At 61.1% G+C, this 18,814-nt stretch carries 18 protein-coding genes; 3 read left to right on the top strand and 15 right to left on the bottom strand.

The genetic code is table 11. The features are described from left to right. Positions 1–2 precede the first annotated feature (2 nt). The 3 genes from HMPREF2806_RS06890 to HMPREF2806_RS06880 are packed head-to-tail and all read left to right on the top strand — an operon-like array spanning position 3 to position 2,597. Positions 3–887, top strand: coding sequence for an ABC transporter substrate-binding protein (locus HMPREF2806_RS06890; protein WP_049154587.1), 885 nt, complete (start codon positions 3–5; stop codon positions 885–887). Continuing rightward, positions 880–1,833, top strand: a complete 954-nt coding sequence (locus HMPREF2806_RS06885) for an amino acid ABC transporter permease (RefSeq protein ID WP_070513263.1) — start codon at positions 880–882, stop codon at positions 1,831–1,833. The genes HMPREF2806_RS06890 and HMPREF2806_RS06885 overlap by 8 nt, the downstream gene beginning before the upstream one ends. Continuing rightward, positions 1,833–2,597 carry an amino acid ABC transporter ATP-binding protein gene (locus tag HMPREF2806_RS06880; protein ID WP_049154586.1) on the top strand — a complete coding sequence of 255 codons (765 nt, stop codon included), beginning with the start codon at positions 1,833–1,835 and terminating at the stop codon, positions 2,595–2,597. Before HMPREF2806_RS06885 ends, HMPREF2806_RS06880 begins: the two co-directional genes overlap by 1 nt. A 197-nt stretch (positions 2,598–2,794) precedes the next feature. Here the strand turns inward: HMPREF2806_RS06880 and nusB are convergent, their stop codons facing one another. The 15 genes from nusB to aspS all read right to left on the bottom strand — a co-directional run bounded on the left by nusB (position 2,795) and on the right by aspS (position 18,767). Next, complete coding sequence (gene nusB, locus HMPREF2806_RS06875; RefSeq protein ID WP_046648550.1) at positions 2,795–3,325, bottom strand: transcription antitermination factor NusB; 531 nt, start codon at positions 3,323–3,325, stop codon at positions 2,795–2,797. 1 nt (position 3,326) lies between these two features. Next, positions 3,327–3,890 carry an elongation factor P gene (gene efp / locus HMPREF2806_RS06870; RefSeq protein ID WP_046648551.1) on the bottom strand — a complete coding sequence of 188 codons (564 nt, stop codon included), beginning with the start codon at positions 3,888–3,890 and terminating at the stop codon, positions 3,327–3,329. Between the two features lie 94 nt (positions 3,891–3,984). Beyond that, a complete protein-coding gene (locus HMPREF2806_RS06865) occupies positions 3,985–5,076 on the bottom strand; it encodes a M24 family metallopeptidase (protein ID WP_070516956.1) in 1,092 nt (363 codons plus the stop codon). Positions 5,077–5,119: 43 nt separating this feature from the next. Continuing rightward, entirely contained in the window at positions 5,120–5,545 is a 426-nt protein-coding gene (gene aroQ / locus HMPREF2806_RS06860; protein ID WP_070516954.1) for a type II 3-dehydroquinate dehydratase, read from the bottom strand. A gap of 38 nt (positions 5,546–5,583) precedes the next feature. Then, positions 5,584–6,654 (bottom strand): 3-dehydroquinate synthase, encoded by a 1,071-nt coding sequence (gene aroB / locus HMPREF2806_RS06855; RefSeq protein WP_070516950.1) that lies wholly within the window; start codon positions 6,652–6,654, stop codon positions 5,584–5,586. Between the two features lie 77 nt (positions 6,655–6,731). Then, on the bottom strand, positions 6,732–7,241 hold the full coding sequence (locus HMPREF2806_RS06850; RefSeq protein WP_070516947.1) for a shikimate kinase: 510 nt from the start codon (positions 7,239–7,241) through the stop codon (positions 6,732–6,734). Beyond that, a complete protein-coding gene (aroC, locus tag HMPREF2806_RS06845; RefSeq protein ID WP_070516945.1) occupies positions 7,238–8,449 on the bottom strand; it encodes a chorismate synthase in 1,212 nt (403 codons plus the stop codon). The genes HMPREF2806_RS06850 and aroC overlap by 4 nt, the downstream gene beginning before the upstream one ends. A 51-nt stretch (positions 8,450–8,500) precedes the next feature. After that, positions 8,501–8,893, bottom strand: a complete 393-nt coding sequence (locus HMPREF2806_RS06840; RefSeq protein WP_070516942.1) for a prepilin peptidase — start codon at positions 8,891–8,893, stop codon at positions 8,501–8,503. Between the two features lie 45 nt (positions 8,894–8,938). Further along, complete coding sequence (locus tag HMPREF2806_RS06835; RefSeq protein ID WP_070516939.1) at positions 8,939–9,745, bottom strand: shikimate dehydrogenase; 807 nt, start codon at positions 9,743–9,745, stop codon at positions 8,939–8,941. 4 nt (positions 9,746–9,749) lie between these two features. Next, positions 9,750–10,925: an endolytic transglycosylase MltG gene (mltG, locus tag HMPREF2806_RS06830; protein WP_070513327.1), complete on the bottom strand. Its 1,176-nt coding sequence runs from the start codon at positions 10,923–10,925 to the stop codon at positions 9,750–9,752. A 22-nt stretch (positions 10,926–10,947) separates the two neighbouring features. Beyond that, positions 10,948–11,496, bottom strand: coding sequence for a Holliday junction resolvase RuvX (gene ruvX / locus HMPREF2806_RS06825; protein WP_070516938.1), 549 nt, complete (start codon positions 11,494–11,496; stop codon positions 10,948–10,950). Between the two features lie 58 nt (positions 11,497–11,554). After that, a complete protein-coding gene (gene alaS / locus HMPREF2806_RS06820) occupies positions 11,555–14,242 on the bottom strand; it encodes an alanine--tRNA ligase (RefSeq protein ID WP_070516936.1) in 2,688 nt (895 codons plus the stop codon). Positions 14,243–14,309: 67 nt separating this feature from the next. Continuing rightward, positions 14,310–15,665, bottom strand: a complete 1,356-nt coding sequence (locus HMPREF2806_RS06815) for a replication-associated recombination protein A (protein WP_049154576.1) — start codon at positions 15,663–15,665, stop codon at positions 14,310–14,312. After that, positions 15,665–16,882 (bottom strand): phosphotransferase family protein, encoded by a 1,218-nt coding sequence (locus HMPREF2806_RS06810; RefSeq protein ID WP_070516934.1) that lies wholly within the window; start codon positions 16,880–16,882, stop codon positions 15,665–15,667. Before HMPREF2806_RS06810 ends, HMPREF2806_RS06815 begins: the two co-directional genes overlap by 1 nt. 64 nt (positions 16,883–16,946) lie before the next feature. Continuing rightward, on the bottom strand, positions 16,947–18,767 hold the full coding sequence (gene aspS, locus HMPREF2806_RS06805) for an aspartate--tRNA ligase (RefSeq protein WP_049154574.1): 1,821 nt from the start codon (positions 18,765–18,767) through the stop codon (positions 16,947–16,949). Positions 18,768–18,814 lie beyond the last annotated feature (47 nt).

Genomic DNA, 18,814 nt, shown 5'->3' with positions numbered 1-18,814 from the left:
GCATGAGAAAGAAAACGGCCATCATCGTGGGCGCTGCCGGGTTGCTAGCATCCGCAACCCTCTCCGGCTGTGTTACCAACGTGGAGCCGGCGCTGCCGGAAGGCTGGTCTGCGCCCAACGTGGACGAAGTTCCCGAGATTGCCGCGATGTACGAGGATGCCGATGGCGTCCTTACAGTAGGCACGAACCCGCCTTTTGCGCCTTTCGAATTCAAGGATTCCGACGGCTCGATCATCGGCCTAGAGATGGACTTGGCCAATGCCGTCGCCCAAGTATTGGGGCTTGAATTTCAGCCGGTGGAGCAAGACTTCTCTATGATTCTGCCGGCGGTCCAAGCCGGACAAATCGATCTGGGCGGTTCCGGATTCACCGATACCGATGAGCGGCGCGAGAACTTCGATTTCGTCGATATTCTTTATGCCGGCATTCAGTGGGCGAAACTCACCGATGGCCCCAATGACGTGGACCCATCCAACCCCTGTGGCCTCACCGTCGCGGTGCAGCGCACCACGGTATCGGAGACCGACGATCTGCGCCCCAAGCAGGAAGCCTGCGACGGCGACCTGACCATTCTTCCCTATGACACGAGCGATAATGCCGCCCTAGCGGTCCTGATGGGGCGCGCTGATGCTCTCTCAGCGGACTCCCCCGTTTCTGCCTGGGCTGTTAACCGCTCAGATGGACGTATGTCCATGGTCGGCGAAATGTTCGACGCGGCACCCTACGGCTTCGCCGTGCCCAAGGATTCTGACCTCGGACCCGCCGTGGCCGCGGCACTCCAACACCTCATCGACACCGGAGCCTATGCAGAGATACTCAATAAGTGGGGCGTCGACGAGGGCCTCGTCGAGCACGCAATGATTAATGAAAGGCCGATCAATGACTAACTCCTCTCTCCCGGCAGCGTCGGAGTCGTCGGCTTCGACTACCCCAGAAAAGATCGAAGCCCGCCCACTGCGCCACCCCTGGCGCTGGGTCTTCGCTACCCTCCTCGCGCTGCTTGCAGTGTGGTTCATCATCTCCTCGGCGCGCAATGAGGCCTTCGGGTGGGGCACGTATTTCCAGTATCTCTTCGATACTCGGATTGCCACCGCTGCGCTGCACACCATTGCCATTACGATCCTGGCGATGATCATCGGCGTCGTGGGCGGCGCTGCCCTCGCGGTGATGCGCATGTCCCCCAACCCTGTGCTGGGAGGCGTGTCGTGGGTCTTCCTGTGGCTCTTCCGTGGCACGCCAATCTACGTACAGCTAGTTTTCTGGGGTCTACTTTCAGCCCTCTACCAATCCATCAACCTAGGATTCGCGGAGATTTCCCTCACCGAGGTGCTCACTAACGCATTCCTTCTTTCCGTTTTGGGCTTGGGCCTCAACGAAGCCGCATACATGGCGGAGATTGTCCGCTCCGGTATCTCCTCCGTTCCGGAAGGCCAGAAGGAAGCCAGCAAGGCCCTGGGAATGGGCTGGTGGATGACCATGCGCCGCACGGTGCTGCCGCAGGCTATGCGCATCATCATCCCGCCGACCGGCAATGAGTTCATTTCTCTGCTCAAGACTTCCTCCCTTGTGGTTGCCATTCCCTACACCGCCGAAATCTTTGGCCGCGCTACGGATATCTCCGCTGCGCTCTTCGAGCCCATTCCGCTTCTGATGGTGGCCGCGACGTGGTACCTGGCCATCACCTCTCTGCTCATGGTGGGCCAGTACTTCCTGGAGCGCCGCTTTGAGCGCGGCGCCACCCGCGAGCTCACCGGCCGCCAGCTGGCCGCGCTAGCGGATGCCGAAGGAACTATCCCCCGCAACGTCTCTGTCATCCCGGAGGTAAAGAACTAATGACCACCCCCATGATCTCCGCGCAGAATGTGCACAAATCCTTCGGCCAGCTCGAGGTTCTTAAAGGAATCGACCTCACCGTCATGCCCGGCGAGGTCACCTGTCTCTTGGGTCCCTCCGGTTCCGGCAAGTCCACCTTCCTGCGCTGCTGCAATCACTTAGAGAAGGTCACGGCCGGCCGACTCTACATCGACGGCGAGCTCATCGGTTTCCGCGAGCGCAACGGCGTCCTCTATGAGATCTCCGAGAAGGAAGCCGCCGCCCAGCGCCAGGATATCGGCATGGTCTTCCAACAGTTCAACCTGTTTAGCCACCGCACCGTGCTGGAAAACATCATCGAGGCACCGGTCCAGGTAAAGAAGCAGAGCCCAGAGCAAGCCAAGAAGAAGGCCATGGAGCTGCTGGAAAAGGTTGGCCTCGCGCACAAGGCGGAGGCCTACCCGGTGCAACTGTCTGGTGGTCAGCAGCAGCGTGTCGCCATTGCCCGTGCGGTTGCCATGGACCCGAAGCTGATGCTTTTCGACGAGCCCACTTCCGCCCTCGACCCCGAGCTCGTCGGTGAGGTTCTCCGCGTCATGAAGGAGCTTGCCGCCGATGGCATGACCATGCTCGTTGTTACCCACGAGATGGGCTTTGCCCGAGAGGTCGCCGACACCATTGTCTTCATGGATGGCGGCAGCGTCGTCGAAACCGGCACCCCGGAGCAGGTCTTGGACAACCCGCAGCACCAGCGCACGAAGGATTTCCTCTCTTCGCTGCTCTAGCACGGAACACCGCCGCCGCAACTGCCCTAGTTGCCAAAGTTATTGCCTCTGACTCAAGATCTGGCAATAACTTCGTCAACTAGGGCAGTTTTCTATTTGAACCCGTCCAAGACAAAGCTCCGACCAGTTCACAAAGGATAGCTGGCCGGAGTTTTCTGAAGAGAGCTAGCGAAACAGCTAACGCTAGCGGTGGGGTTCTATTCGGTGTCCCTTTCCGTTTCCGCAGTCTCAGCGGGCTCCTCAGAGTCCTCGGCGGAGGCCGAGGCCATGGGGCTATCCGCGGACTGGGCTTGGATGACGTCATCCAGCACCGCGTGGATGTAGGGCGCGGCCTTGTCATTGGAGTACTCCGAGGCAAGCTCTACGCCTTCGACGAGCGCAGTCGCGTTGGGAACATCCGCGTTGAAGAGGATTTCCCATACCGCTACGCGCATGATCGCGCGGTCAACAGCAGGGATGCGCTCGAGGGACCATTCGCTTGAAAGGTACCGGGCGATGGCGTCATCGATAGCGTCCAACTCTTCAGCTGCGCCGCTGACGATCTCGCGGGTGTACTCAGCGATCGGCGCCACACCATTTTCCGGATCGCGGGCAAGCTCGACGCGGTCCTCCACGATTGCTACCGGATCAACATCGCGCGACTCTGCCTCGAAGAGGATATCTGCGGCTCGGCGGCGCGCACGGTAGCGCGCCGTGTGACGCTTATAGTTAGGCTCTGGCTGGGTCATCTTAGTTGTTAACGCGAGACAGGTACTCGCCAGTACGGGTATCGATCTTGAGGGTGTTACCGGTCTCAATGAACAACGGAACCTGGATCTCAGCACCGGTCTCGAGCGTCGCCGGCTTAGTGCCGCCGCTGGAGCGGTCACCCTGCAGGCCCGGCTCAGTGTGCTCCACCTTCAGGTCAACGGAGATCGGCAGCTCACCGAACAGAGCCTCACCGTCGTGGAAGGAGACCTGGACGCGCATGTTTTCCAGAAGGAACTTGCCGGCGTCGCCGAACTTGTCAAATGGCAGCTCGTACTGCTCGTAGGTCTTATCATCCATGACCACGTAGTTCTGGCCATCGTTGTACAGGTAGGTCATGTCGCGGCGGTCGACGTTAGCGGTCTCCACCTTCACGCCAGCGTTGAAAGTCTTGTCCGTTACCTTGCCAGAGACCACGTCCTTGAGCTTGGTACGCACGAAAGCTGGGCCCTTGCCCGGCTTCACATGCTGAAACTCAACAATCTGCTGCAGCTTGTTATCGATCTTCAGAACGAGACCGTTCTTGAAATCAGTGGTATCTGCCATGAAATGACTCTCCCAAATTACTTGTAGTCGAAACTATGAAAACAGTGTCTAAGCATACCGTACGCACGGCACCAGCGGAGCGAAGGGGTGCTGGCTACAGCACCTGAAGTTCCTTCGGGTAGGGCGTAATGATCTTCGGCGCACCGGAGGTAATGAAGAGGCTGTCCTCGATACGAACACCGCCCTTGCCCGGAACGTAAATGCCTGGCTCGATGGTCAGCGTCATACCTTCAGCCAACTCGCCCTTCCCGGTCTTTGCTGCGGAGGGGCCTTCGTGCACGTCAAGCCCGATGCCGTGGCCGGTGGAGTGGACGAAGTACTCGCCATAGCCGGCCTCGGTAATGATATCGCGGCAGGCCGCGTCGACGTCGACAAGCTTCGCGCCCGGCACCGCAGCCTCGACGCCTGCTTCCTGGGCTCGCAGGACGATGTCGTAGATTTCACGGGCAAAGTCAGTGACCTCACCGATGACAAAGGTGCGTGTGCAGTCGGAGTTAAAACCGCGCAGGTGAGCGCCGAAATCAATCGTGACCAAGTCACCCTTGCGCAGCTCACGGTCATCTGCACCATGGTGCGGCTTAGCGGAGTTTTCGCCGGAGGCCACGATGGTGTCAAAGCTCACGCGCTCCGAACCGAGCATGCGCATGCGGTATTCCAGGTCAGCAGCGACCTGTCGCTCCGTGCGGCCAGCAGCTACCTCACCAGCCTCGATGAGCTCGGTGAGCGCCTGGTTTGCCAAAGCGGCAATTTCTTCCAGTTTCTGGAGTTCAATGTTGTCCTTGACCAGGCGAATCTTCTCAATCACCCCGGTGACGGGTACCAGCGTTACGCCTTCGGGCTTTGCCTTCTCCAGACGCTCGAGCTGTGCGACAGTGACATAGTCCGCCTCGTAGCCAACCCGCAGATCATCGGATGCCTTCTCCAACAGGTGCGGGCCCACATCGCGGCCAAGGCTGGCTTCGATATCCGGGACTTCCTGTGCAATCTGGGTTGTGTAGCGACCATCAGTTGCCATGAGCGCGGAGAGATCTTTGCGGAGCAACAAACCGCCATTCGAGCCGGAAAAACCTGTCAGGTAGCGCACGTGCGTCAAGTGGGTAACAATAATGGCGTCAATACGCTGGCCGGACAGCTCGGTCATAAGCTTGCGGCGACGGTTGCTATAACGAGTATCGGCTAATGCCATGAGAGAACCACTCCAATCATTTTCAAGCGATACTCCATGATAGCTAATTTGCCAGCAGGTACCCCAGTGCCGCGACGTAGCCATACGAGCCCAGCCCTGCGATAACACCGCGCGCGAGTGGACTGAGGTAAGAGTGTTGGCGGAAAGCCTCGCGTGCATGCACGTTGGAGAGATGAACCTCGACGAAACCGGCGCCATCGGCTACCTCCGCCAAGGCATCTCGTAGCGCCACCGACGTGTGGGTAAAGCCGCCTGGGTTGATGATCACGGGCCAGCCTTCGTCGGCGGCTCGATGCACTTGCTCGATGAGTTCACCCTCATGGTTGGACTGGAAGAAGACGATCTCTTCCTCCCCCGCCGCGGCGCGCACTTGGCTTTCGATATCCGCTAGGCTTTCGCTGCCGTAAATCTCCGGCTGGCGCTTCCCCAAACGGTTCAGGTTGGGGCCGTTGAGAACGAGGATGGTCATGGTGTGCGCTCCTTAAACTTTAGGGGTCAGCTGAAACTCTACGAGGCCAGTTGCGCGTAAGCTGCGCGCAACTCCTCTTCTGTGGCGTCTTCTAGGCGGGTTGTTTGCCCAATACCAGTGAGCGCGACGAAGCGGATGCGGCCCTCGCGGTTCTTCTTGTCGTGCCGCATGCCGTCGAGCAACTCCTCGAAGTGGCCCTGCTCATAGGTGGTGGGCAGCCCGATCCGGGTGAGGATGTCTCGGTGGGTGGCGACGAGGCTGGCGTCGATAAGCCCCCGAGCGTGGGACAGGTGCGCAATAAACATCATGCCCACCGCCACAGCACGGCCGTGGCGCCACGAGTAATTTTCGCGGCGTTCCACGGCGTGGCCGAAGGTGTGGCCGTAATTGAGGGTTTCGCGCAGACCGGACTCCTTCAAGTCCTGGCCCACCACGTGTGCCTTGACGGCAATGGACCGCTCGATGAGCTCAGGAAGCAGGCCTTCCGGTTTGAGGCAAGCGGCGGGGTCCGCTAGATAGTGCTCGATGATGCGTGGATCGTGAATGAAACCAGTCTTGATGATTTCTGCGGATCCGGCGATGATCTCGTCTTCGGGCAGAGTGCGCAGGTGATCCAGGTCGACGAAGACTGAATCCGGCTCGTGGAACGCACCAACGAGGTTCTTTCCTGCGGCCGTGTTGATACCGGTCTTCCCGCCCACGGCAGCATCAACCATCGCCAGCAACGTCGTCGGAGCCTGAATAACCGGGATGCCGCGCATCCACGTTGCCGCGGCAAAACCCGCCAAATCTGTGACGGCACCGCCGCCGAGGCCGATGACTGCATCGCGGCGGCTAAACCCAGCGTCACCAAACACATCCCACAGACGTGCCAATACATCAAGCTGCTTGGCAGCCTCGGCATCGGGAACCTCGACCGGGGTGGCCTCGAGGCCCTGTGCGCTGGCTTGCTCAGCGAGTTTGCGGGCAGCTTGGGACAGCGGCGGCTGGTGGATAATCGCCACCTTCGCCGCACCAATACTGGCGGCGCGCTCAATCATCGCAGCACTGAGCCCACTGCCGATCGTGACCTCGTAGGGGGATGGTCCGTTAACCGGAATGGTGTGCATGGGAGCGGCTCCTTCAGCAGCGCTAGTAGTCGTCTTCATTAGTCGTCGCGGGGGTGGAGTGACAATAAGCCGGTGTCTTAGAGAGTCTCGAGGAAGCTCAAAATATCGCCCACCACCTGCTGCGGGGAGCGCACGCCTGTGCGTACCTTTAAATCCGCAACCTTGGTGTAGAGCGGCCGTCGCTCCTCCAAGAGTTGGGAATAACGCGCGAGGGGATCCGCCGACTCGAGAATCGGGCGGCTGGTACCCCCCATCGTGCGGGTGACGCCTTCTTCGGGTGTGATGTCGAGGTAGACGACGGTCAGGCTATCGAGCAAGTCCCGCGTCGATTCTGTCAGCACGGCACCGCCACCTAGGCTCACCACCCCGGTGGTAGCCAGCGCCTCGCGCACGACCTCGGCTTCCACTTCGCGGAATTCCGGCTCACCCAGCTCGGAGAAAATCTCGCCGCACTTCTTTCCATAGCGCGCCTCAATGAGGCTATCGGTATCAACAACGTCGCAGTTCAGTGCCCGCGACAGGCGGCGACCAATCGTGGTTTTGCCGGCACCGGGAGGTCCTACAAGGACGACGTGTGGGGAGTTCATGCGTCACCCCACTCCAGTCGGCCTGCCACGTAGTCCTGGTAGGCAGCGATGTTGCGCTTGGTTTCGGCGAGGCTATCGCCGCCGAATTTCTCCAGCACCGCACGCGCGACAACGAGCGCCACCATCGCCTCTGCCACGACGCCGGCAGCCGGTACCGCGCAGACGTCGGAACGTTGGTGAATAGCGGTAGCCGCCCCACCTGTGGCCATGTCGACCGTCTTGAGCGCACGCGGGACCGTGGAAATCGGCTTCATCGCCGCGCGCACGCGCAGCGTCTGGCCGTTGGTCATGCCGCCTTCCAGACCACCAGCGCGGTTAGTCTCACGATCCACGCCATTGTCGGTGCGGACCATTTCATCGTGCGCTTCGCTCCCGCGGCGGCGGGCCTCAGCGAAGCCATCGCCGACCTCGACGCCCTTGATCGCCTGAATCCCCATCAAGGCGGCGGCGAGCTGTGCGTCGAGGCGGTCTTCACCCGAGGTGTGCGAGCCCAAGCCAATCGGCAGGCCTTCCACGATCACCTCGACAATGCCGCCCAGAGTGTCTCCCTGCTTTTTCGCGGTTTCGATCTCTGCGATCATGGACTCTTCCGCCGCCTTATCGCAGGCGCGTACCGGTGAAGCGTCGATAGCCTCAAGGTCCGCGAAGCTAGGATGCGGGCCCTCATAAGGTTCTGAGGCACCGATGGAGATGACGTGGGACAGCACCTCGACTCCCAGGGTTTCGCGGAGGAAGTTGCGCGCGACCGTGGCCGCGGCGACGCGAGCAGCGGTCTCGCGTGCAGAGGAGCGCTCCAAAATGGGACGGGCCTCCGCGTGATCAAACTTCACCATGCCGGCGAAATCGGCATGCCCCGGGCGAGGACGAGTGAGCGGGGCGCCGCGGCCGGAAGCCATCGCCTTAGCGGTCTCCGGGTCATCGAGATCGAGCGCGTCCGGGGACATGATGGTGGTCCACTTCGGCCACTCCGTGTTGCCGATCATGATGGCAATTGGGCTGCCCAGAGTCAGTCCGTGGCGAATGCCACTGAGCAAGGTGAGCTCATCGGCCTCGAACTTCATGCGGGCACCGCGGCCATAGCCGAGGCGGCGGCGAGAGAGCTGGAGAGCGATGTCGTCTTGGGAAACGGGAACCCCGGCGGGCATGTGCTCAATGAGTGCAACGAGTGCCTGGCCGTGAGATTCACCTGCGGTAGTCCAACGAAGCATGCGGACTATTATCACACGCTAGGGGTTCTTTCGGGGGCACTGGGCCGCCTATCACGCCGTGTCGGGGTTAAACAGCACGACAAGTGCTGCCGCAATGAGCATGCCGGGCCCGTGCGCGGGTTTCCGATCCTGCGTCATGAACCCCCAGAGCAGCGTGCTCAGCGACGCCCCTACCATCGCGAACGCAACCCCTAGTACTCCCGCCGCGTGGGCGGTCACCATGCCCAGTGGCAACGCCAGCTTAAGATCACCCCCGCCCACGCTTCCGGCGCGGCTCAGCAATGCAACCAGAATATAAAGCCCCGGCCATAGCAGCCCGGCTGGGTCGAACCACCACAGCGACAGCACGGCGGCAGGCAGGGTCAGATAGTTGGGCAGGCGTTTGAAACGCAGGTCATAAACGATTAAGGCGCACCCCCACGCCAGGAAAAGCACATCCCCCATGACTGCGCAGCCTACCGTGCGGGGTGCTGCCGCGCATGCTGTTGATTAAGGCAGCTTGAGCGCAGCGTTGAGAGCAGCCAGCATTTCTGCCCGCGGGGCGGTGTGCCCGGTAAACTGTTCAAACTGCGAATAAGCCTGGTTAGCCAGCATGATGTGCCCGCCGACCGTCGGATAGCCATCAGCAGCCGCATAGACAGTTAAAGGCGTAGGCCATGGATCGTAAATAACGTCGAACACTGGGGCCTTTGCCAACCGGGTCAGATGCTCTTGCACGGCGGCGGAGGGAACAGTGGAGACGATGAGGTCCACCGAGCGCGCTAACCCCGCGAGATCATCACCAAAAGATGCTGAGTGGAGGGAGAGGCCAAGGGCGTCCCCTAGCGGCCGTAGTTCAGCACGACGATCTGAGCGATTGAGCACGGTGACATCGTTAACACCACGCTGGGCTAGCCCCCACAGGACCGGCCGCGCGGTTCCACCAGCGCCGATGAGCAGCGCCGAAGACGGCTGGGAAGAGCCCAGCAGCTCATCGAGTGCGCCCAGCACGCCTTCCGTATCCGTGTTGTCCGCGCGCCACCCCTCCGCGGTGCGCACCAAGGTATTCGCAGAGCCGATGAGCTTGGCGCGCTCGCTCACGATGTCTGCGCAAGCCAAGGCGTCGAACTTCAATGGCATGGTCACCGAGAAACCTCGGTACTCTTCCCCTACCTCGGCGAGGAAGGCAGCCAAGTCGGTCACCTCGAACCTGGTGTAATCCCAGTCCTTCAGATTCAGCGCATCATAGCCGGCCTTATGGAGGACCGGGGATAACGAATGCTCGATGGGGCTGCCTAAAACTGCGGCGCGCGGCATCCTATTACTGCTCCTCTGCTGGTGGCTCGCCGGCGCCTTCGCGCTGGCTGTCCAGGATGCCAGAGCGCACCGCATCATCGACGTTGGCGAGGTGCTCATCATAGTTGTCGGTAAAGACCGTCGTGCCCTTGTCATCAACCGTGACGAAGAAGAGCCAATTGCCCTCTGCCGGGTTCTCCATAGCCTGGATGGCCTCCTCCGACGGCGAGGCGATCGGGGAATCCGGAAGACCATCCTTCGCATAGGTATTCCACGGGGTCTCGCGGTTACGGTCCTCATCGGTGGTGGCCAGCTCGACGTCCTCGAGCCCGTAGTTCACAGTGGAGTCCAACTCCAAGCGCATCGGCTCGTCGAGGCGGTTGAGGATGACGCGCGCAACCTTGTCGAATTCACCGGCCGGCGACTCACGCTCCACCAGGGATGCTGCGGTCAGAAGCTCATAGGGTTTCAGGCCAATGGCCTGGGCGCGGTCGACAATGTTGGTGTCGTTGTACTTCTTCGTCGAACGAGTGATGAGATCGGTCAGGATCTCCTGGGCATCCATGTTCGGGTCAAGCACGTACTGTCCCGGGGCGATAAGCCCCTCAATACGCTTGGGATCCTCGCCGCGGGCACGGACTTCCTCCACGGCCCAGTCCGGCGCACCCAGTTCGGCTGGGTCTACCGTGGCCGCGATCTTCTCTAGTTCCTCGGCGGATACGCAACCACCCTCCTTACAGGAGACCTGCGAGATCAGGGAGTAAATACCAAACCGGACATCGCCCCCCAGTACGTTGACGTCCAGCAACGTCGCTCCGCCGTGCACGTCGAGCAAGTCCACCATGTTGGCGTCATCAAGCAGTGCCTCCACGGCGGATTTGGCACTCATCTCCTCTTGGAGACGGTAAAACCCGGGCTTGATTTGGCTCGCGCGCGGATTGGAATTGGCCGCCGAAGAGAAAGCCTCAGGCGTCTTCACCACATTCTTTTCTGCTAGCTCAGGTGCCAGTTCTCCCATGGATGAGCCTTCCGGGACCTGAACGAGCTGTGTTACACCATTGCCTTGTCCCTCATAGTCCAAGGTATTGCCCCCTCCCAACAGGCGGAAACCGATGTAGCCGAGGCCGCCGATGATGAGGACAAGGCTGGCAATAAGCACGGCCATGCCGCGCTGGCGGCGCTTGACGTACTGGGGTTCCATCGAGCGTCCGATGCGTGAAGGTTTACGGCTCACGTACTTCGTCTCCTAGGTTTGAAGGGCTGTGGCCGTTCAACGCGAAATGGCGCGCATCCAGCCAGGATTGCAAAATTTCCACCGCGGCCGCTTGGTCGATAACCGAACGGCCGCGTCTCTCTGACACGCCAGAGGCTCGCAGTGCAGATGATGCCACCACTGTGGTGAGACGCTCATCCACCATGCGCACAGGCGGAGGTGTGTTTATCGTGTCATCTTTTGCCAAGCGGCGGCGGATACGAAACGCGATTTCTTTGGCATGTTTAACACTTGATGAGCCGTTGCCCTTGAGATCACGCGGCAAACCGACCGCCACCTCGACGACGTCATACTCGTGAATAAGCTCAAGCAGTCGGTCGATGTCACCCTTGTCGCGGTCCTTAAACCCGGTTTCGCGGCGGACGGTCTCGACCGGCATAGCCAGGCGGGCATCCCGATCGGAAACCGCCACGCCGATGCGGACAGTTCCGACGTCGAGACCCAACCGGCGCCCTGGTCCGGGATCGTCTACTCCTGGCTTATCGGGCTCTACGGCCATGGTGTTCCTCCTGGTCCTGAGAGTCAGCTACTTCTGCACACCTACTCGTGCGCATCCATTAGTGGGTTTCGAGCTCATCACGGACGGCGTCGAAGGCAGCTTGCAGGCCTTCGGCGTTTGCGCCGGAGCCTTGAGCCATATCCGGCTTGCCGCCGCCCTTGCCATCAACGTAGCCGGACACCAGCTTAACCAAGTCACCAGCCTTGACACCGCGCTCAATTGCTGCCCTGGTGGCACCCACGATGAATGGCAGCTTGCCGCCCTCATTCTCCGATGCCAAGACGACCACACCAGCGACATCACCGAGGCGGTTCTTAATGTCGGAAGCCAGCGTGCGCAGGTCACCGCCGTTCACACCCTTAGGGAGCTTGACGGCCACGATGGTGAAATCGTTGACGGTCTTCGCCGTAGAGATCATGTCCGCAGTCTGGGACATGAGCTGGGCCTTGTGCAGCTCTGCAATCTGCTTCTCTGCGGCCTTGAGCTTCTCCGTCAGCTGCGCGATGCGCTCCGGCAGGTCCTCGGTCTGGACCTTCAGCTCGCGAGACACACCTTCCACCAGGGCTGCTTCCTTGGAGTAGTAACGGAAGGCATCCAAGCCCGAATAGGCCTCGATGCGGCGCGCACCGGAACCCACGGAGGATTCACCAAGGACAGACACTGGACCGATCTCTGCGGTGTTCTTCACGTGCGTACCGCCGCACAGCTCGATGGAGAAGGGCCCTCCCATCTCCACGACGCGGACCTCGGAACCATAGTTCTCACCGAACAGGGCCATCGCGCCCATCTCCTTGGCCTTGTCCAAGGAAGTCTCGATGGTATTGACCGGGAAGTGCTGGTCTACCGCCTGGTTAGTCACCAAAGCGATCTCATCGAGCTGCTCCTGGGTGAGCTGGTCGGTGTAGTTAAAGTCAAAGCGCAAGTAACCCGGTCGGTTCAAGGAGCCAGCCTGGACAGCGGTCGGCCCCAGCACCTGGCGCAGCGCGGCGTGGATGAGGTGCGTGGCGGAGTGCGCCTGCACGGCACCGTGGCGCCACTGCTGGTCTACCTCGGCTGTTACGCCAGTGCCCAGTTCAAGGCCACCAGCGGTCACCGTAGCTTTGTGGACCCACAGCCTCTTGCCGATCTTCTGCACGTCATTGACCTCAAGGAGGGTTTCACCGGCAATGATCCGGCCTCGGTCGGCGGTCTGGCCACCGGCTTCGGCGTAGAGCGGCGACTGGTCCAGAATTACCTCGACGGTGTCGCCTGCTTGGACTTCAGAGACCTTCTCGCCATCGCGGACGAGGCCGAGTACCTTGGCTTCGGACTCCAAGGTCTCGTAGCCTGTGAACAGAGTCGGATGGTTATCCACCCACTCGCGGTAGAGCGACAAGTCGGCGTGACCATGCTTCTTAGCCTGGTTATCAGCTTTGGCACGGCGGCGCTGCTCGCCCATGGCGGCATCAAAGCCCTCCATGTCCACGCTAAGGCCAGCTTCTTGGGCCATCTCCAATGTCAAGTCGATGGGGAATCCATAGGTATCGTGCAGTTCAAACGCCTTCTCACCGGACAGCACCTTCGGGGTGGCCGCGCGGGAGGTGCTCTTTAGCTCGTCGACAGCTTCGTCGAAAAGCTTGGTGCCCGACTCCAGGGTCTTGAGGAAGGCCTTCTCCTCCGCCACGGCGACGCGCAGGATGCGCTCACGGTTCTCCGCAATCTCCGGGTAGGACGGAGTCATGGTGTCCATGATGGTGTTCATGAAGCGTTCCATGGTCTCACCCTTCGCACCCAGCAGCTTGGCGGAGCGGATGATACGGCGCAGCAGTCGGCGCAGGATATAGCCACGGCCCTCGTTACCGGGGGTAACGCCATCCAGGATGAGCATCATGCCGGTGCGCGAGTGGTCCGCCACCACGCGGAAGCGGATCAAGTCTTCCTTCGGCGCATCGGGCGTGTATTTCGCCCCGGTGAGTTCCTCGGCAACGTCAATGACCGGGCGCAGCAGATCCGTCTCGTAGACGTTGTCCACGCCCTGCAGGATGCAGGCAACGCGCTCGATGCCCATGCCGGTATCGATGTTCTTCTTAGGCAACGGGCCGAGAATCTCAAAGTTGCCCTTGCCGATGCCTTCGCCGCGCTCGTTCTGCATGAAGACCAGGTTCCAGATCTCCATGTAGCGGTTATCGTCCGCGACGGGGCCACCGTCCTGACCATATTCCGGACCACGGTCATAGTAAATCTCAGAGCACGGACCGCACGGGCCAGGAATACCCATGGACCAGTAATTATCCTCCATGCCGAGGCGCTGAATGCGCTCGCGGGGAACACCGATCTTGTTGTGCCAGATATCGGCTGCCTCATCATCATCGAGGTAGACCGTGACCCACAAACGCTCGGGATCTAGCCCCAAGCCGCCATCCTCTACCGAGTTCGTCAACAGGTTCCAGGCGTGGGTGATAGCACCCTCCTTGAAGTACTGGCCAAAGGAGAAGTTGCCTGCCATCTGGAAGAAGGTGTTGTGGCGGGTGGTGATGCCTACTTCCTCGATATCCAAGGTGCGCACGCACTTCTGGATGGAGGTCGCCGTACCGTTAGCAAAAGGCGGGTTCTGCTGGCCCAAGAAGTAGGGCTTGAAGGGAACCATGCCGGCGTTGACGAAGAGCAGGTTCGGGTCATCCAGGATCAGCGACGCGCTGGGGACGGCTTCGTGGCCGGCCTTGACGAAGTGCTGGGTAAAGCGTTCCCGGATCTCATGAGTCTTCACGAGCAAAAGTCCTTCACTGTTGAGAGGTTTCTAGTCAGCGCTCAACTTTACCCGTCCGGTGCTGTGCTTAGCGACGCCGCCCCCGGATGATGTCCCGCAACCTTCCCAGGTACTCGCGCACGCGCTTTTCCGCTCCGTGGTCGGTGGGCTGATAATACTCGGCATCGGCCAGCGTCTCCGGCAGATACTGCTGGGCTAGAACACCGCGTGGATCATCATGCGGGTACTGATAGCCGACGGCGTTACCTAGGCGCTTAGCACCCTCGTAGTGCCCGTCGCGCAAGTGCGGCGGGACGTAACCGCTCTTACCGGCCCGGACATCGGCCTGAGCAGAATTGATGGCATTAATAACGGAATTCGACTTCGGCGCAGTAGCCAGGTGGATCGTGGCCTGAGCCAGCGGGATGCGCGCCTCGGGCAGGCCGATCAGCGCAGCGGCCTCCGCGGCGGCCACGGCGGTGGGTAGCGCGGTGGGGTCGGCCATCCCAATGTCCTCTGAGGCGTGCACGATGAGCCGGCGCGCAATGAAGCGCGGGTCTTCGCCGGCCTCAATCATGCGGGCAAGGTAGTGCAATGCGGCGTCCACGTCGGAGCCGCGGATGGACTTGATGAACGCGGAAACGACGTCATAGTGCTGATCGCCGTCACGGTCATAGCGCACCACGGCGCGGTTGACGTTGTCTTTAAGGATGTCAACGGTCAGCTCGCCGCCATCCGGTACCGCCTCGGCCGCAGCCTCGAGGTAGGTCAGCGTTCGCCGCGCATCTCCCCCGGCGAGCAGCACCAGTTGGTCCAGAGCGTCTTCCGTTGCGGTGATCCGCCCGGCTAAGCCGCGCTCGCTCGTCAGCGCTCGCTCGGCGAGAGTGCGCAGGGAGGCGTCGTCAAGCGGCTCCAAGTGCAGCAGCAGCGAACGCGAGAGCAGAGGCGCCACCACGGAGAAGGAGGGGTTCTCGGTGGTAGCTGCCACGAGTAGCACCGTCCGGTTTTCCACCGCAGCCAGCAATGCGTCCTGCTGGGTTTTGGAAAAGCGGTGCACCTCATCGATAAAGAGCACTGTGCGGCGGCCCTCAATCAGCTCGCGGCGAGCATGCGTGATGACTTCCCGTACCTGCTTGACGCCGGAGTCGAGGGCGGACAGGCCGATGAAGTTATCCCCCAGAGAGGACGCGATCAGCGAAGCCAGGGTCGTCTTTCCGGTGCCTGGCGGGCCGTACAGGATGACGGAGGCCTCGCCGGAGCCCTCGACGAGGCGCCGCAGCGGAGTCCCGGGTTCCAGAAGGTGCTTTTGGCCCACTACTTCGTCGAGGCTTTGCGGCCGCATGCGCGCGGCCAGCGGTGACCCCGAATGAGTCGCAAAAATATCGGGGCCACCCGGCAGGCTTGGCGCTGATTGGTCGTCGCCGAAGAGTGACTCCTGCCCCATCAGGACTCCCGGAGACGGGAGGCCACAGCGCGACCGAAAGCGGCAACAGTCGAGCACCCATCGTGCTTACACTGCGCGGCAAAACGTGAGAGCGCTTCGAAAGTTTCATAAAGGTCGCGCCGAATCAAGAGCTCATCCTCGCTGAACGGGCCGTGATCGGAGCGGCGCAGCAGCGAGCGACGCGGGTCACGATAAATCTCGGCGTTACCCTCCGCCAGTGCTACTACCCCTTCAATCCCACCGGCATACATGGTGGTCACGCTCGACAAAGCCCAACCAATGAGACAAGCGACTATCAGCTCATGCAGTGTTTTCTCATCCGCCAGCTGCGGCCACACGTCGACGACCCGGCGCTGCCAGGCTTGGATGAAGACGTCCGCCTCAGAATCCGTAATCGGGCGGCTGAAGAGGAACTGTGGGAAGCCGGCGACAACGCAGGCTACATCAAAGCCCACGTTGCGAAAACCGGCCCACTCATAATCCAGGAAGGTCAGTGTTGTCCCCACGATGATGTTGTCTGGGGACAGATCGAAGGGCGTAAAAGCGCGGTTGCGGCCAGAACTAAAGCTCTGCATGGCGGTGCGGGCTAGTTCGCGGACGTGCTCTGGTGGCTCCAGTCCTGCTTCGCTGAGGATGTCCGCACCGATCAGGATGGAGCTTTTCAGAGACTCATCCCGCAGGGCTTGGTGCTCGGCGTATTCGGGATGCCGGCGCAACTGCCGGTTCAGCAGAGCCTCGTAATCCTCTTCGCGCCCAGCCGTGCCCGCGTGCATTTTGCCCAGCGCGCCGCCCAGGGACCTGAGCAGCTCTCCGCGTTCTTCGTCATTGCTGCGGGCAAGAGTGTCCGCCAGGGTGTCGCCATCGCCGGCGTCAGACAGCACCAAGATGCGCTTCTCGACGTCGTGTGCGAGCAGTACTGGGCCTGGGCGAACCTCTTCGGACAACGCTGTGGTGAACTGATAGGCCACCACCTCACGCAGAAGGGCGGCGTCATCAATGGTGTGCCCGGTGACTGGGTTGTACTTGATGACCACCGAACGATGCGGGAAAAAGGCACTCGGTGACGTGCGGGCACGAAGCACCACGGCGTTGCCCGAACCAGTGAGTTGCTCGACGTCACTAAGCTCAGGCTCCCCGCCAAAGCGGCGCGAGAGCATCTGTGAGGCTTCCGCCACCACGGCATCCGCCACAGATTTTTTCTTGGACTCGTGTCCCATCGGATTCACTTGCTTGCCTGCTTCCACATATCGAAGGCCCAACTACATCACCGAGTTGAGCGACCTAGGACTCCTTCCCTGCCTTGTCGCCCTGAGCGGCCTTGGCTGCCTTCTCCGGCTTGAAATCCACGCCGGTCTCCTTGCGCTGCTCGGCAGGAATGGTGCCCGGAGCATCGGTCAATGGATCCACGCCGCCACCGGACTTCGGGAAGGCGATGACGTCACGAATGGAGTCGAAACCGCCCAGCAGGGAGACAATGCGGTCCCAACCGAACGCGATACCACCGTGCGGCGGGGCACCAAACTGGAAAGCGTCGAGCAGGAAGCCGAACTTTTCCTGTGCTTCTTCCTCACCGATGCCCATAACGTCGAAGACACGCTTCTGCACGTCTTGGTCGTGGATACGGATAGATCCGCCGCCGATCTCGTTGCCGTTGCAGACGATGTCGTAGGCGTAGGCCAGCGCCTCACCCGGGTTCTCGTCGAAGTTGTCCAGATACTCCGGCTTCGGCGAAGTGAAGGCGTGGTGTACCGCAGTCCACTTGGAGTGGCCCAGAGCCACGTCGCCGGAGGCGGTGGCATCAGCGGCAGGCTCGAACAGTGGTGCGTCCACAACCCAGGTGAAGGCCCAGTCGCCGTCCTTGATGAGATCCAGCTTCTTTGCAATCTCGCCGCGTGCTGCACCCAGAAGAGCGCGAGAAGACTTGGTGTCACCAGCCGCGAAGAAGATGGCGTCACCCGGCTTGGCGCCGACGTGCTCAGCAATGCCCTCGCGCTCGGCATCAGTAATGTTCTTGGCCACTGGGCCGCCCAAGGTGCCGTCCTCAGCGATGGTGATGTAAGCCAGGCCCTTCGCACCGCGCTGCTTTGCCCATTCCTGCCACGCATCGAACTGACGGCGCGGCTGGGAAGCTCCGCCTTCCATGACGACGGCGCCAACGTACTCGTTCTGGAACACGCGGAAAGTGGTGTCCTTGAAGAACTCGGTGCATTCCACGATCTTGATGTCGAAGCGCAGGTCCGGCTTATCGGAACCGTAGTACTTCATAGCGTCTGCGTAGGTCATGCGCGGAATCGGTGTCTTGATCTCGTAGCCGATGAGCTTCCACAGGGCGGAGATGATTTCTTCCGCGAGAGCGATCACATCGTCCTGATCAACGAAGGACATCTCGACGTCGAGCTGTGTAAACTCCGGCTGACGGTCCGCGCGGAAGTCCTCATCGCGGTAGCAGCGAGCGATTTGGTAGTAACGCTCCATGCCGGCCACCATGAGCAGCTGCTTAAACAGCTGCGGCGACTGCGGGAGTGCGTACCAGCTGCCCGGCTTGAGGCGGGCGGGCACGAGGAAGTCACGAGCGCCCTCCGGGGTGGAACGGGTCAGGGTCGGGGTTTCGATTTCAGTGAAATCATGGCTATCCAGGACCTGGCGAGCGGCGCGGTTAGCTGCCGAGCGCAGGCGCAGAGCCTCGTGCTGGCGCTCCCGACGCAGATCGAGGTAGCGGTACTTCAGACGAGTCTCTTCGCCGACCTCACCGGAGGAAGAAGGATCATCGATCTGGAATGGCAGCGCTGCAGACTTGTTGAGCACTTCCAGATCCGTAACGTTGACCTCAATCTCACCGGAGGCCAGGTTCGCGTTAGCGGAACCCTCTGGACGGGGCTCCACCACGCCGGTGACCTTAACGCAGTACTCGGAGCGCAGATCGTGGGCGCGCTCAGCCACCTCGGATTCACGGAAAACCACCTGGGCAACGCCGGAGCGATCACGCAGGTCAATGAAGATAACACCGCCGTGGTCGCGACGGCGCGCCACCCAACCCGTCAGGGTGACGGTCTCCCCCGCCATCTCTTTGCGCAGTTCGCCTGCCAAATGTGTACGCAGCACTCTCGTTCAATCCCTTCTCATCGTTGACGCTCGCACCCACACACGCC

It is taken from the genome of Corynebacterium sp. HMSC076G08 (assembly GCF_001811515.1).
Classification (GTDB): Bacteria; Actinomycetota; Actinomycetes; order Mycobacteriales; family Mycobacteriaceae; genus Corynebacterium; species Corynebacterium hiratae.
Note: the sequence above shows the minus strand (reverse complement) of the source record. Positions and strands in the feature narration are given on the sequence as shown.